Origin of the sequence: Acinetobacter dispersus (genome assembly GCF_009884975.1) — a bacterium.
Lineage (GTDB): Bacteria > Pseudomonadota > Gammaproteobacteria > Pseudomonadales > Moraxellaceae > Acinetobacter > Acinetobacter dispersus.
In genome coordinates this window covers 3,749,859-3,764,399 of record NZ_CP041970.1, presented here as the reverse complement: position 1 = coordinate 3,764,399, position 14,541 = coordinate 3,749,859, and the positions used below count along the sequence as shown (strand labels likewise).

13 protein-coding genes and 1 pseudogene are annotated in these 14,541 nt (G+C 37.7%); 8 read left to right on the top strand and 6 right to left on the bottom strand.

What is annotated here, in order from left to right; all coding sequences use genetic code 11:
• Positions 1-9: 9 nt before the first annotated feature.
• On the bottom strand, positions 10-1,473 hold the full coding sequence (locus FPL17_RS17490) for a phospholipase D family protein (protein WP_159886501.1): 1,464 nt from the start codon (positions 1,471-1,473) through the stop codon (positions 10-12).
• Between the two features lie 206 nt (positions 1,474-1,679).
• Positions 1,680-2,096: a carboxymuconolactone decarboxylase family protein gene (locus FPL17_RS17485; protein ID WP_159886499.1), complete on the bottom strand. Its 417-nt coding sequence runs from the start codon at positions 2,094-2,096 to the stop codon at positions 1,680-1,682.
• 108 nt (positions 2,097-2,204) lie between these two features.
• On the opposite strand from FPL17_RS17485, the gene FPL17_RS17480 reads away from it, so the two are divergent.
• Positions 2,205-2,519, top strand: coding sequence for a winged helix-turn-helix transcriptional regulator (locus FPL17_RS17480; protein WP_005208839.1), 315 nt, complete (start codon positions 2,205-2,207; stop codon positions 2,517-2,519).
• Between the two features lie 132 nt (positions 2,520-2,651).
• Here FPL17_RS17480 and znuD read toward each other — a convergent pair.
• Positions 2,652-4,729 (bottom strand): annotated as a pseudogene (gene znuD / locus FPL17_RS17475) (zinc piracy TonB-dependent receptor ZnuD).
• A gap of 137 nt (positions 4,730-4,866) precedes the next feature.
• Between znuD and FPL17_RS17470 the strand changes: the two are divergent.
• The 6 genes from FPL17_RS17470 (at position 4,867) to FPL17_RS17445 (ending at position 10,809) form a co-directional block, all read left to right on the top strand.
• Positions 4,867-5,637, top strand: coding sequence for a DUF4184 family protein (locus tag FPL17_RS17470; protein WP_159886497.1), 771 nt, complete (start codon positions 4,867-4,869; stop codon positions 5,635-5,637).
• A 144-nt stretch (positions 5,638-5,781) separates the two neighbouring features.
• The gene (gene aspS, locus FPL17_RS17465; protein WP_004652455.1) at positions 5,782-7,563 is read left to right on the top strand and encodes an aspartate--tRNA ligase; all 1,782 of its coding nucleotides are present in this window, start codon (positions 5,782-5,784) and stop codon (positions 7,561-7,563) included.
• Positions 7,564-7,723: 160 nt separating this feature from the next.
• Complete coding sequence (locus tag FPL17_RS17460) at positions 7,724-7,945, top strand: hypothetical protein (RefSeq protein ID WP_004802750.1); 222 nt, start codon at positions 7,724-7,726, stop codon at positions 7,943-7,945.
• 4 nt (positions 7,946-7,949) lie between these two features.
• A complete protein-coding gene (locus FPL17_RS17455; protein WP_159886495.1) occupies positions 7,950-8,819 on the top strand; it encodes a lysophospholipid acyltransferase family protein in 870 nt (289 codons plus the stop codon).
• A 129-nt stretch (positions 8,820-8,948) separates the two neighbouring features.
• The gene (locus FPL17_RS17450; protein WP_159886493.1) at positions 8,949-9,728 is read left to right on the top strand and encodes a glycosyltransferase family 32 protein; all 780 of its coding nucleotides are present in this window, start codon (positions 8,949-8,951) and stop codon (positions 9,726-9,728) included.
• A gap of 304 nt (positions 9,729-10,032) precedes the next feature.
• The gene (locus FPL17_RS17445; RefSeq protein ID WP_159886491.1) at positions 10,033-10,809 is read left to right on the top strand and encodes a glycosyltransferase family 32 protein; all 777 of its coding nucleotides are present in this window, start codon (positions 10,033-10,035) and stop codon (positions 10,807-10,809) included.
• 6 nt (positions 10,810-10,815) lie between these two features.
• Here the strand turns inward: FPL17_RS17445 and FPL17_RS17440 are convergent, their stop codons facing one another.
• Positions 10,816-11,604: a glycosyltransferase family 25 protein gene (locus FPL17_RS17440; RefSeq protein WP_159886489.1), complete on the bottom strand. Its 789-nt coding sequence runs from the start codon at positions 11,602-11,604 to the stop codon at positions 10,816-10,818.
• A 70-nt stretch (positions 11,605-11,674) separates the two neighbouring features.
• Here FPL17_RS17440 and FPL17_RS17435 point away from each other — a divergent pair, with 70 nt between their 5' ends.
• Positions 11,675-12,685 carry a glycosyltransferase gene (locus FPL17_RS17435; protein WP_159886487.1) on the top strand — a complete coding sequence of 337 codons (1,011 nt, stop codon included), beginning with the start codon at positions 11,675-11,677 and terminating at the stop codon, positions 12,683-12,685.
• A gap of 37 nt (positions 12,686-12,722) precedes the next feature.
• Here FPL17_RS17435 and FPL17_RS17430 read toward each other — a convergent pair whose 3' ends face one another.
• Both FPL17_RS17430 and FPL17_RS17425 read right to left on the bottom strand, forming a co-directional pair.
• Positions 12,723-13,502 (bottom strand): glycosyltransferase family 25 protein, encoded by a 780-nt coding sequence (locus FPL17_RS17430; protein ID WP_159886920.1) that lies wholly within the window; start codon positions 13,500-13,502, stop codon positions 12,723-12,725.
• 90 nt (positions 13,503-13,592) lie between these two features.
• Entirely contained in the window at positions 13,593-14,507 is a 915-nt protein-coding gene (locus FPL17_RS17425) for a glycosyltransferase family 32 protein (RefSeq protein ID WP_159886485.1), read from the bottom strand.
• Between the last annotated feature and the right edge of the window lie 34 nt (positions 14,508-14,541).

Sequence of the window (14,541 nt, the reverse complement as noted above, 5' to 3'; positions counted from 1 at the left end):
TATGCTGAATTAAAAAGTGGATAAACCTGACCATTCCATAAAACGATAGATCCAGTATTTCACTTTTGACTCATCGGCATATTTTGCATAATCCACCGTGATTTGACGGCCATTGGCGTTGGTCCATGCAGCATCAAAGTATTGCCCCGCATCTTCAAATACAGGTGCTTGCGCTGTACCAATCACGCGCATATCGGTTTCAAGATTATAATTTTTTAGATTACGCGCAGTTAAGTTAGCTGAACCGAGAATGATCTCCGCTTGTTGAGCGTTTGATTTAAGCAGCATTTTGCTATGACATTGTTCGCCACGGGTATCACACCAGCGGATTGGAATACCGACTGCATTCAGTTCTGAAGCCACTTGGCGATTGGGAATACCATTCTTTTGACGACCAAATGCATCTTTATTCGGGTCAAGCATAATACGAATGTTGACACCACGTTGCTGTGCCTGCTTGAGTGCATCAATGATATTGCGTTCTGATAAATAGAACATCGCCATATCCAGATGCTCTTTACTTTTCGCAGTCTGAATCATTTTCAGCACAGCATCGTAAATGGCTTTTTCAGTCAGCACTTGCACTTGTGGCAATGTTTTATCTTCGGCTAGCCCGCCCATAATCACAAATGGGCTCGAACCTTTAGACATATTGGCCACAGCTTGTTCGGTTTGTAACACATCAATCGCTGTTGGCCCATCCACCACCAAAGCCACATTGCTATGATGTGAACTACCATCATGCGGATTGGCCGAAGTCACTAGGCTTTTCCAACCATCCACAGTATCGACCACCAAGGTTTTACGGTGATTGGCTTTGAAATTAAACAATTCCAGATAACTACGCAGAGTAATTTTGTCTTTGCCAAAGGGGCTACTTAACCAACCACCTTCTGGGTTATTACCTAAGGTCTGACAGCAGATATACCAGAGGCCTGACCACAACGGATTCGAAGCACGCAATGGTTTTAAATCAGTTTCGATGACATCCACACCTGCTTGGCGTAGTTGTAGATAATGCTTTGGAGTTAACCCACCATAAACCGAATTAATCGGATCGGTAATTACCACAATTTCGACATTTGGATGCAAACGGCGCTTCACGATTAAGGCATCAGTTAGCTCTTGCATCAAAGGAAACTGTTTGACTGTCGACTTACCCACTTCCTGATTAAACAGGAACATATCCAGCACAATGGTACTCTGTGCCTGATCAATCAACTGAAACACTTCTTTGAAAATATGCTGATCAACCTGTTGTTGACCTTGCGCATCGATATAGGTTTGATCTGCTAAGAATTTCACATTGGCATGACGCAACTGCCCAGTAAAATCCAACCCTTTCGGGAGTGGTTTTACAGTGTGATAAATTGCCGAAGCAATGTATCCAATCGCAAAAATACACAATATGACTGCCATGTAACGTCGACCTGACCAGTTTAATTTTCGATGGATTCGTTGGAAGATACGCATATAAACAAAAAAAGCCCTAGCCGAATAAAAATCTCCCCAACCCTCTTTATCAAAGAGGGGGAACTTTATGTAGGCTAGAGCTTATGCTTTGATTTTTCAATGCTAATTTGGTGATTGTATAAAGAATTAATCTTTACCTTAATCTATTCGTATTTGTTCACCCCTACACACTTCTCAACAACGCATGGTTAATCGATGAAAAACAACTAAACTAGATCACCCAAAGTAATTCTTAGTCGATTCAAAGCCCCCATTAATGCAATGCTCGTCGTCAACTCAACAATTTCTCTTTCATTAAAATGTTCCGCCAACTGAGCTTTGATATATTCAACCTTGTCAGATAAGGTCGTGGTTGCTTCAGCCCATTCAAGCACCAGCTTTTGCTTGTCTGAAAAAGCATTTGAATGTTTATAGCCTGGAATTTTATCAATCAGCCCTTGTTCATGCCCCATATCTCTCAACTCTTGTGCGTGGTAAGCGCAACAATAAGCACAACCATTCACCTGAGAAACGTATAGCTCAGCCAATGCAATCAAGGTCGGGTCTATACCTGACGCTCTAATTGAAGTATGAGCTGAGTACAAATGCTGAATCGTCTTCTTTGCAATTTCTTTATAGTCCATCGCGGCATCACTTATACAGAAGAAAAAACCATTATTGAGGATCTGGTATAGATTGTAAATTAGGCATTAATTTGCTATATAGGTAACTTTTTTATACTTAAATTCACAATGAAAGATAATATTTCAGGGTGCTCTGTAGAAGAAGCGATGACCGTATTAGGTGGACGTTGGCGTATGCTTATTATTTCGTTTCTATTAGAGAAACCAATGCGTTTCAACGAATTACGCCGAGCGATTCCAAATATATCGCAAAGAATGCTGACCTTAGAACTACGATTTCTAGAAGAAGAAGGCTTTATTTTAAGAGAAGTATATGCACAAGTTCCTGTTAAAGTTGAATATTCCATCACGGCTGAAGGTCAAAAACTCAAGAAATTGGTCAATACCTTACAAGAAGTTGGCTTATGGCTAAAATCAAGATAATAGCAATCGTTATTTATCTATTTCGAAAGCACTTGCTTGCAAGTCATATCCTAAATAAAAAAGCCATTCGCAGAACAATACAACCGTATACTGCCTACAAATGGCTTTTTCAATATTCTATTTTTAACTCACTTAGAAGTTAAAATTCACCCCAACAGTAAAGTTACGTCCAACTTGCGGAATTGTCGATAAGAACGATGCGTGTTGATACACCTGATCATCGAGCAAATTATTGGCATTTAGATAAACACGATAATCTGTAGCCTTACTATATTTACCTGTGTATGCCACACCTAAATTCAGCATGTTATAGCTTTGCGTATCAGTTTCATAAGCCGCAATCTTATCTTGTTGGAACACATGATAGTATTCAGCCGAACCGCTAAAGCCATCACCAAAGTCCACATTTACTTTGGTTCCTAGACGGCCTGCCGGCACACGCGGTGCATTTTCATTGTCGATCTTGCCACGAACATAATCACCAAACACGCCCACTTTATACATGTCCGAGATTTGGTAACCCGCTTCTGCCTCTGCACCATAGAAACGTGCCTGATCTTGGGTATATTCCACTAAACGGAAATCTTTATAACGATCTAGAGTTTGCGCATAGATATAGTCATCAAACCAATTGTGATAGACATGCACATGGTAATCAAACTTGTTATTGTCATAATGGAAACCGAGTTCCACATTATTGGATTTCTCTTTCTTCAATTGATCATTACCTAGTTCATAGGTATTGGTCGCAAAATGTCCACCATTGGCATAGAGCTCTTGCGCTAAAGGCAAACGTTCTTGATGTGAAGTCACCAAAGAGAGTTTGTAGTTGGGCGCAAACTCCCAGTTTGCAGCGCCAGAAACCGAAAAGGCTGAACCGTCGAAATCTTTTTTAGTGGAATCTTCAATATCAATTTTTTGTTGGTCCGCACGTGCGCCAACTCAACATGTACATCATTAAATTGCGCATGCTCTAAGGCAAAAATACTCCACTTCTTCGTGGTATTTGGTGCTAAGAATGCTTCTTCACCTGTGAGTTCTAATTTTTGTTGCCCATATTGGGTTCCAATCACCCCTTCCCATGACCCAATTGGATTATGTACCAACTCTAAACGACCATCATAGCCCTTGTTTTTAAAGCGAGTCGCGATGGTATCTTCTTCAATTTCATCATGCTTATAATCAGTATAGCTGGCTTGTGCACGTAGCTTTTTAAACCCAGCAAACGGATCATTCAATTCGGTACGAACATCATAACGCTCAGATTTCAGATCAATCCAAGGCCCTGCCTCATGTGCATGATCGTGGTCGTGATCGTGATCGTCATGACCATGATCATCGCCATCCTCGTGATCATGGTCGCCACAATGTAAATGAGGACGTCCTGAAAGATGAGCACTACAGCTCTCGTATTCATGGCTATGTCCAGGTAGACCATACTTATCTTGGCGATTGCTATATGAAATTCCCGTAAAACCGCGATCATAAATCCAAGACAAACCGACATTCACTGTTTCACCTTTGGCAAAGGTATTACCGACACGACGCTCTTTCTCACCTTCGTGCACATAGTTCGGCGCGATATAGTCATTGGCTTCACGATTTAAGCCTTCAACACGCAAGGCCACTTGATCACCGAGAGCAACCGTTACCCCAGCCGTTGCCAGCTTTTCATCACTACCCGTGTTGTAACGTAAACCCACATTACCTTCATAACCATTTTCAGGCATTTTGGTTGGAATCTTACTATCCGTCACATTTACCAAACCACCTACTGTGCCAGCACCAAATAATAAAGTAGATGGACCACGAATTACTTCAACTTGCTGAGCCAAAGCTGGGTCTACAGTAACTGCATGGTCAGGAGATAAAGTTGATACGTCAATATTTTCAGAGGAGTTTTGTAAGACTTTTACCCGTGGCCCATCTTGACCACGGATCACAGGGCGGCTTGAGCCCGCACCAAATTGATTGGAATAAATTCCAGGTTCACTGCTCAATGCTTCACCAATGGTGACAGCGCCCTGTTGCAAGCGTTTTTGATCCACTACGGTATCGGCAACCGCAAAATCTTTCGATGTTTGCTCTAATGGATGTGCTTTAATTCGTATAGTATCTAAGCTTGTTACTTGCTCATTTTCTGCTGCAAAAGTAGATACAGATACAACAGCTAAAATAGATAAGGTCAAAATATTCTGTGGAAATGACATATCGGGTCTCGAATCAGTCGATCGTTGTTTTTGTTATATTATAACATTTCATTTATTTTGCAATAAAAAACAGTGCAACAATGAACATTTGCTACACTGCTTCTCCATGATTCAATGAATGGTCGTTTTTCAACGATATGCCTTTTACACTTTCACATGCCGTACTTGCCCCACCTTTATCTAAACTAAGTCAGGGGCATTTGCCTGTCGCAGCATTAGCGATTGGATGTATGACACCCGATCTTTATCGATTATTTACCCAAGAAGATATCGCTTTAACACACCAATGGTCAGGTATATTATTTCCGAATCTACCGATTGGATTATTCTTTTGCCTCTTGTGGTATTTAATTTATCGTCCTGTAACCTATCGCTGTCTTGAAATCCGACATCCTTTAAATATCCACTCTCTGGATGATTTCATTTCTTTCAGCTTTCTCAGTTGTCTAGCACTTATACTGGGGATCAGCACACACTTAATCTGGGATGGACTCACCCATCTTGATTTCCGAAGCTTTGCTTTCAAAGACATGTTAGCTCAGAACATTTCACTGTTGGGTTTTAGTTATCCATTACATTTTATATTACAGATCGGGTCATCTATTATTGCTTTACCCTTCCTAATGAAAATGTGCTGGCATTATTATAAGACCCATCAACATCACTATCCCGTTCCAGCTAGGCTCAAAGGATTTGCACTCATCAGTGCCATCTTCTCCATCTTATATGGGCTGTTCTCAGTTTTAGACTATAGCCGTCATATCAGCCCTGATCTTTGGAACAGTGAACGCTATTTTTTTATTGGCAAATCGATTAATGAATTTACCCAAGCTGGCTTAACGGTCTTTACCATGGCTTGTCTATTATTCTTATTTTTGGATCGAACAGAGCGTCTAAAATCATTTTAACAAAAAGCGTCTGTTTAAAATTCGCTTGAAAACATTAAGACTTGAGACTAAACGTTCAACAAGGCATAATCTCCCCTTCATTGGTGGTGCGCTGTTTACGCATTCACCGTCTACAGCCAATATAGTTTGGATACATAATTCAATATGATGCGCACTCATTACTGTGGCTCTTTAACAGAAGCCCAAATCGATCAAACAGTTACTTTATGCGGATGGGTTCATCGTCGCCGTGACCATGGCGGTGTGATTTTCCTTGATATGCGTGACCGTGATGGTCTCGTACAGGTGGTGATCGATCCAGATACCCCTGAAGCATTCGCAACAGCAGATAAAGCACGTTCAGAATTTGTATTAAAAATTACAGGTCGTGTTCGTCGTCGCTATGAAGGTACTGAAAATGCCAACATGGTGAGTGGTCAGATTGAAGTTTTAGGTAAAGAGATCGAAGTTCTTGCCGCTTCTGATACTCCGCCATTCCCATTGAATGACGAAAACACCAATATTTCAGAAGAAATTCGTTTGAAATACCGTTTCTTGGACATCCGTCGTCCAGAAATGTTAGAGCGCTTACGTTTCCGCTCTAAAGTGACTAACTTGATCCGTAACTATTTTGAAGATCATGGTTTCCTTGACGTTGAAACACCAATTTTGACACGCGCAACGCCAGAAGGTGCACGTGACTATTTAGTACCAAGCCGTGTTTCAAATGGTAGCTTCTACGCACTTCCACAATCACCACAATTGTTCAAACAGTTGTTAATGGTTGGTGGTATCGATCGTTATTACCAAATTGCTAAATGTTTCCGTGACGAAGATTTACGTGCGGATCGTCAGCCTGAATTTACCCAAATCGACGTTGAAACATCGTTCATGAGTGACGATGACATCATGGATTTAATGGAAGGCTTAACAGTTAAAATGTTCAACGAATTATTGAATGTAAAATTCGATAAATTTGAACGTATGACTTACGCTGACGCAATGCGTGACTATGCATCTGACAAACCAGATATGCGTATTCCATTGAAACTTGTTGACGTTGCAGACTTAATGCAAGATGTTGAGTTCAAAGTATTCGCTGGTCCTGCAAAAGATCCTAAAGGCCGTATCGTTGCTTTACGTGTTCCTGGTGCTGGTTCATTACCACGTAGTGCGATTGATGAATACACCAAATTCGTAGGCATCTACGGTGCAAAAGGCTTAGCTTACATCAAAGTCAACGAACTTGAAAAAGGCATCGAAGGTCTTCAATCTCCAATCGTTAAATTCATCGAGCCAATCGTGCTTGATCTATTAAAACGTGTTGGCGCTGAAAATGGCGACATCGTGTTCTTTGGTGCGGATAAAGCTAAAGTTGTAAATGATGCGATGGGCGCACTTCGTGTGAAAATCGGTCATGACTTGAAACTGACAACTTGTGAGTGGGCGCCACTTTGGGTTGTTGACTTCCCAATGTTCGAAGAAACTGATGATGGCAAATGGACTTCTGTTCACCACCCATTCACACTACCAAAATCAAGTGTTGAAGAAGTGAAGAGCAATCCAGGTGAAGCATTGTCTGTTGCATACGATATGGTACTGAACGGTACTGAAATCGGTGGTGGTTCACTTCGTATCTATACTTTAGAAATGCAAAAAGCAATTTTTGAAGCTTTAGGTATTGGTGAAGAAGAAGCAGAAGAGAAATTCAGCTTCTTATTGAATGCATTACGTTATGGTGCACCTCCGCACGGTGGTTTGGCATTTGGTCTTGACCGCTTGATCATGTTAATGACAGGTGCTTCTTCTATTCGTGATGTAATTGCATTCCCGAAAACCAAGACAGCTGAATGTCCATTAACACAAGCACCTGCACCAGTTGAAGCAAATCAATTGCGCGATTTAGGTATTCGTTTACGCGAAAAGCCAAAAGCTGAAGAAAAATAAACCTTGAGTTTATGTTTCAACAAAAACCCTGCTTCATGCAGGGTTTTTTATATCCATACAATCCCTCTCCTTTTAGGAGAGGTTAGGTGAGGTAATTTATACTTTGCGAACAAGTCCTCTAGTGGCATAATAGGCTGCTTTTTATTGAGAGGTCAGTCTTATGGCAATGCGTCCTGATGTACGTCGACATGCAATTGTACTTATTGTATTTTCACTTGCTCAATGGTTTTTCATGCGTTACATCTTGGCAAATGAACTCTTCAATATGGATACCAACCAACGTATTTTATACTTCTGTGTAAGTAGTTTGGCGGGCGCTCTACTGATTTTTGTCGCATTAATCTATATGGTCCTTAAAGGCAACGTAGATAAACAAGACTAAGATCATGTCGTTTTACATTACTCTGCTTCGTATTCTCCCTTTAGCATTTTTGCGTAGTATCGCAAAAGTGGCAGCTTACTTTATCAATCAAAAACCCAATAAAAGTATGCTGTGGAAAACCAGAGTCAATTTAAAACTCGCCTACCCTCAACTTAGTCCAGAACAAAAAGAACAGCTCGCCAGAGAAAGCGTCACCAAACAATGCCTCAGCTATATTGAGTCTGGAAAATGTTGGGCGATGCCACCCGAATGGAGCATCCAACAGATTCATACGGTACATCATTTGGAAGTCCTGAAAGATGCTCTTAGCGACCCTCGTGGCGCACTCATCATTACTCCACATTTGGGTACATGGGAAATGATGAATGCTTGGGTGCATCAATATGGCATTCCAACGATTATGTATAAACCAATGAAGGATTCTAGTTTTAATGCATTTGCCCTGCATGCGCGTCAACGCCTCAATGCAACCTTAGTTCCGACAGATGCTTCGGGTGTAAAAGCGCTATTTAAGAATCTAAAACAAGGTGGTTTCAGTGTAATTCTGCCTGATCATGTTCCTGATCCTTCTGGCGGTGTTGTGGTTCCTTTTTTCGGAATTCCCTGTCTGACCAGTACACTTGCCAGTAAAATGGCACAAAAAACTCAATGTCGCCTAGTTGGCTTAAGCTGTTTCCGCCGTGAAGATGGTGAAGGTTTTGATGTGTATTGTGATGATCTGAATGATCCACAACTCTATGATCGAGATATCACAGTTGCCACAACAGCACTCAATCAAGCAGTTGAACAGATGATCAACCGCTTTCCTGCTGAATATATGTGGGGTTATAAACGATTTAGAGGGGAATCAACTGATAAAGATTATTATAAATAATTAAAACTTATTTCTATGAATACCATCGTCAACTTAATTAAAAACAATTCACACTAAAACGCTAGAACTACAAAAACTTGATAAAACAATGATATATTATCATTCTGTTTTGACTTAATCTTTGCCTAAATGATTCCTAAAATTATTCATTATTGCTGGTTTGGAAATAAGAATATTCCAGAACCATTACAACACTATATCAATGGTTGGAAAGAAAAATGTCCAGATTGGGAAATTAAGCTATGGAATGAAGAAAATTTCGATATTAATAGTCATCCATTTACCCAATCTGCATATGAGCAAAAAAAATATGCTTTTGTTTCAGATTATGTACGAGCATGGGCATTATATGAATTTGGTGGTGTTTACTTAGATACAGATGTCGAAATTAAGTTACCAATTGATAATTTCTTAAATTATGAAGCATTTAGCGGCTTTGAAGGAATTAATTTACCTTTTACGGCAGTATGGGGATCAATACCAAAACACAGTTTTTCAAAAAAAATCTTAGGCTACTATCATAATAAAACTTATTCTAATCGAGTTCCTCCCAACACTCTATTTATTTCAGATATTCTCGTTACTGATTTCCATATAGATAAAAAAACAGATTCTTATCAAATTGGTAGCGACAATACCAATGTTATTCATATTTTCCCATCCAACTATTTCTGTTTAGATCTTCCAATAAACTACACGACGCACCATTTTATTGGTTCATGGATAGAGGATCACAATAATCGAAAACCATATAAGCAGCAACTACATAATAAATACTACTCAAATAGAATAGAAAGTGATTTTTTTTGGGAAAAAGATCAATTAAAGCAAATAGCCAAAAATATAAACCTAACCCAACTATTAATAATAGTACGCTATTACATCCGCTCAAAATTCAAAAAACAATAAAAATCAAATGAGGTTGTATATCAAAACACATACAACCTCTTGATATAAAAAATTGAAGGCATATGGACTATTTTAAGTAAAATACAGAAGCTATAGGTTCCCGCCATTTTAACTTCTACAATTACTCACTCAGGAACCTAAAAATTTTGATCTGACATCTTTTGCCCCTTAAAAGAGCATCACGTTAATGCATAAAAAATAGGTAAATTGAATATAAAATTATGTACTAAAAATGCTATGGCAATCATAATTGTAAAAAAATAATGCTATATTATGAAGACATCTTAGACTTAAATTCTGTTCCATGATTCCCAAGATTATTCACTACTGTTGGTTTGGGGGGAAAAAAATTCCCGAGCCATTACAACACTATATCAATGGTTGGCAAGAAAAATGCCCTGACTGGGAAATCAAGCTATGGAATGAAGAAAATTTCGACATCAATAGCCACCCCTTTACCCAAAAAGCATATGAACAAAAAAAGTATGCCTTTGTCTCAGATTACGTTAGAGCATCTGCGTTATATGAATTTGGTGGGGTTTATCTAGATACAGATGTTGAAATTAAACACGCTATAGATGAGTTTTTGACACTAGAAGCTTTTAGCAGTTTTGAAATCGACACGATACCATTTACTTCTGCGGTCTGGGGAAGTATGCCTAAGCATTCGTTAGCCAAAAGAATGCTAGATTATTATGACTCAAAGACTTACAGCAATGATGAGCCACCTAATACGGTCACGATTAGCAATTTTTTAACTCGCTTTTATGGGATTGACTCGCATAAAGATGAAAATCAAATTGGAGATGATGGATCTAATAAAATTCATATTTTCTCTTCTTCTTATTTTTGTTTAGATCTTCCCCAAAACTATACCACACATCATTTTATTGGCTCATGGTTAGATAAAGAAAAGAAGGAAAGCTATAAAGAAAAAGTACATACAGTACATTATACCAATAAAGTTTTAACCCCAAATGTGGCAACAGATAAACTATTCTTAAAAGAGTTGGCAAAGAAAATTAATATTTCAAGTTTATTTAATTTGATTCGTTATTATCTAAAATATAAGTTCAAGTAGCCTAGCCTACTTGAACTCTATTTTCTTTTCAAAAATTTTATAATGTAGATTATAAATTTGAATAAAAAAACGATAAATTTCTCTTTTTATTTTCAAGCTTATTCTATTTATTTTCACAGGAGCAATCATTTCACTCTGGTGTCTTTGAGACCGATCTGATTGAAGACAACTTACAAACTTAACTTCTTTATTATAAATAAAGTCTTGCACACACAGTGCTGGTTGCATTTGATACACCATTTTCTTCGCAATATAGCTATCAAACATAATATCATCAATTGGTTTCAAAACATCCAGATCACTTATATAATTAAATAAGTTCCTAGCTCCTGCGTTAGAAATAATATAGCCTGCCGTACCCAAATGTCGCCCTTTTAAAAGAAATAACGACCGATCATTAATAAGGTTTTTTTTAGAAAAAAGCTCCACCTGAACTGAATCTGAAAATGCTTCTAGTTTAATAACTTCTACATTTTCAGGTATCCAAGAATTATCTTTTAGAAATGATTTTGCTTCTGAACCTAAATAAATATCATCTTCAAAAATTGCCATATAGGGTAAATTATTATCAATTATTTTTTTCCACAAAGAGAGATGGCTTAAAAAGCACCCTATCTCTCCTTTTGTTAAAGAACAATTTTTAAGTTCGATTCCTGTATTTTTAAGTGCCTCATCAATCTGATGAGGTTCAATAGCATCAAAATATTGAAATTCAATTTGTTGAGTCATAAATTGCTTATTTATATGCACCCTTCTTTCAAGTGCATTTTTTAAGCTAACGACAGAAATATCCATTCAATGCTCTCTTCTCAGGATCATGCTAACAACGTACTGTTATTTGGGTAATTATAGGATAAAATAGGTTATGACTCAAATTAGCCATATCCCTTCGATGATCTGTTTAAGTATTATTATTCCTGTATACAATGTTGAAAAGTACATTCATGAATGTCTACTAAGTGTATGGAATCAAATAAAAAATAATATCGAAGTTATTATTGTCAATGATGGCTCAACAGACCAATCTGCACAGGTTGTTGATGAATTTATACACAACTTACCAAACTCGCTCAAACAGAATTTTATTGTAATTGACCAAGAAAATCAGGGCGTAAGTCAGGCAAGAAATAATGGGATACAGAGTGCTAATGGTAACTATATAACCTTTATAGACTCCGATGACATCATAGCAGATGATTATATTTCTAAGATCCTGTCTGCAATACAGACATCTCCAGATCTAATTCAGTTTAATGCCTATTGTTTTTTCGAAAGTGCACCTGAGAAAAATTATCATCTGTCTCAACCGTCACTATTATCTGGTCTACATAAAGTGAATGATGAAGTACTTCGAAATATTTTCAATGAAAACAATTGGTTCTCTTGGTTAAGAGTATATAAACGAGAATTACTTCTCAATAATCTATTCCCGACAAATATGACCCACTTTGAAGATGCATTTATTGTATCGAAGATACTTACTGAAATTGAAAATATATTTATAATTAAAGATAGCATTTATAATTACAGGATCTTAGAAAACAGCGCTACGCGTGAGAATAATCTGGCAACAAAGAACAAATTATTAAACAGCTGTGCTCTTTTAATTAAAGAGCTCATTAAAAACACTAAAAAGAAGGATATATTTGCAATCCCACTACTTCATTTCTCTTATATCTACTTAGATGAATCAAAGAAAAGTAGAGATTATTTTACCACGAATAAAAACTGGAAAAAAATTACAAAAGAAATGAAGGGTTTAAAATTTGATCTCAGCATTATACAAACAAAAAGAGAGAAACTTTTCTTTATATTCCGAGACCTTGGCACCTTCGGCCACTATTTAGCCAGAAAACTGAGTAAACTTATAAAATAAATACCCAAGAGTACCAATATAATCTTGGGAAAATCCCCTATTTGAATCCGACAGTCTTAAAGAAAATAAGATTTCTGATTTGTTGAAAAATTCGACTTAACTCTAAAAGGATCTTATCCAGTCCCGTCTTTTTATCATAATGTCTTCTGGTTAGGCGCTCTTTATACAAATGACTAGCAAAACGCACACTATCCTTTGTAGAGAAGAGCGTCACGTCTTGGATACACAAGGCTGGTTTCATCTGAGATACAGATAAAATCTTATCTTGAATAAGTTTTTCAAACATCAAATGATCCAAAGCAATCAACTTATCCAATGACTGGATGTAACTGATTAATTGCTTAGCACCATGTAAAGAAAGAATATAACCTGCAGTTCCGAGGTTCTTACTTTTAAGCTCAAAAAGCGCTCTATCTGGCTCACTATGAAACGTTTTAATCTTTTGCCCGAGTGCAACTTTGGAGGTAAATTCTTCAATCTTGATTAGATGCCAATTAGAATCAATCCAAGCATTATCAGCTAAGAATGCTTTAACATTTTCACCTAAATAAATATCATCTTCGAAAATAGCCATATGTGGAATATTCTCGCTAATCATTTTATTCCACAAGAACACATGGCTCATAAAGCATGCAACTTCACCTTTTGTTAAAGACTGTCCATCAACGTTTAAGTTAAGTTCTTTCGCAAAAAGAGCTGCTGGCTCAGGAGTCAAAGCATCAAAAAAGTCAAAACTTATACTTTTTTTACCAAACTCACTACAAATATGCTCTCTACGTTCACTGGCCGTCGAGAGACTAATTACAAATTTTTTCATAGTAGTAAAAAACTGAAGATTACTCATATTTTACTACCTTTTTGAATAAGCTTCACCACCAATTCATATCGGTAGCGAAGTTGTCTAAAATTAAGAGAGATCGAGCAGAGAACCTTCCAGATACATCCCTTTTTCATAATAATGACTTAGTGTTTTTCTTTCCTTACCCGCAAGCTTAATCAATCTTGGCATTTCCGCAGGTGGATAATTCACAGCCATATCAATCAGTACTTTTTCTTTGACCCATTGATGTTTGACTTGAAAGAACAAGGCATTTTTATCACAGTTAATCAAACTCATACTTGGTAAATGCTTACGCATCACCTTCTGACAAGCCACATAGGCAACCAAATATTCTAAACGACCAATCTGTTGAAATAAGTCCTGATATTGTGGCTCTGTTTGCTTGAGTTGCTGCAAATAGGCTTTAGGGCTCATTTCAATGGCTTTTGCCAGCTCATTGAACCACTCTTTAAAGAAGATATTTTTCTCTGCACTGGCCAGTAACCAGTTCTCTAATACGGGGAACTCTTTAAGCGTTGTGTTCTTCACACGATAGTAGGCAAAGCTATTAGTTTGATTTCTCACCACTAACGCTTGAATCCAGTCTAAGCTTTCATAAACGATCGTACTGGCATCTAGCCAAATGCCACCATATTGATAAATCAGCTCAAAACGAAGCAAATCGGCCTTTTGTTGTGGTGTTGCCTTTGGGAAACGACCAAAATCAATATCACAAAAGCTTTTTACTGTATCTGGGGTTAAAAAATTAACCTCATAGTCAGGATTGGTCTTTTTCACTTGCTCGACACATTGTTCAACAAAGCCTGAAAGTGTCCCCTCCCAATATATCCAAATTTTTTTAGGAATCACTGCATTTTGCACAATCGGGTTAAGAGCAATTAAATCCGCTTCATTGTCTATTGCTTCGTTAATCCCTCTCTTTTTATTCGAATACATCGTATAAAATTTTAAGAGATAGAATATTTTTTTAAATATTTTCATAGAGGGAACTCAGCAAAAACCAAATCATTTATGC

Bases quoted from the DNA above. Each gene is read 5' to 3' on its own strand.
- FPL17_RS17490 (WP_159886501.1), bottom strand. From the start codon at position 1,473: ATGCGTATCTTCCAACGAATCCATCGAAAATTAAACTGGTCAGGTCGA.
- FPL17_RS17485 (WP_159886499.1), bottom strand. From the start codon at position 2,096: ATGGACTATAAAGAAATTGCAAAGAAGACGATTCAGCATTTGTACTCA.
- FPL17_RS17480 (WP_005208839.1), top strand. From the start codon at position 2,205: ATGAAAGATAATATTTCAGGGTGCTCTGTAGAAGAAGCGATGACCGTA.
- FPL17_RS17470 (WP_159886497.1), top strand. From the start codon at position 4,867: ATGCCTTTTACACTTTCACATGCCGTACTTGCCCCACCTTTATCTAAA.
- aspS (WP_004652455.1), top strand. From the start codon at position 5,782: ATGATGCGCACTCATTACTGTGGCTCTTTAACAGAAGCCCAAATCGAT.
- FPL17_RS17460 (WP_004802750.1), top strand. From the start codon at position 7,724: ATGGCAATGCGTCCTGATGTACGTCGACATGCAATTGTACTTATTGTA.
- FPL17_RS17455 (WP_159886495.1), top strand. From the start codon at position 7,950: ATGTCGTTTTACATTACTCTGCTTCGTATTCTCCCTTTAGCATTTTTG.
- FPL17_RS17450 (WP_159886493.1), top strand. From the start codon at position 8,949: ATGATTCCTAAAATTATTCATTATTGCTGGTTTGGAAATAAGAATATT.
- FPL17_RS17445 (WP_159886491.1), top strand. From the start codon at position 10,033: ATGATTCCCAAGATTATTCACTACTGTTGGTTTGGGGGGAAAAAAATT.
- FPL17_RS17440 (WP_159886489.1), bottom strand. From the start codon at position 11,604: ATGGATATTTCTGTCGTTAGCTTAAAAAATGCACTTGAAAGAAGGGTG.
- FPL17_RS17435 (WP_159886487.1), top strand. From the start codon at position 11,675: ATGACTCAAATTAGCCATATCCCTTCGATGATCTGTTTAAGTATTATT.
- FPL17_RS17430 (WP_159886920.1), bottom strand. From the start codon at position 13,502: ATGAAAAAATTTGTAATTAGTCTCTCGACGGCCAGTGAACGTAGAGAG.
- FPL17_RS17425 (WP_159886485.1), bottom strand. From the start codon at position 14,507: ATGAAAATATTTAAAAAAATATTCTATCTCTTAAAATTTTATACGATG.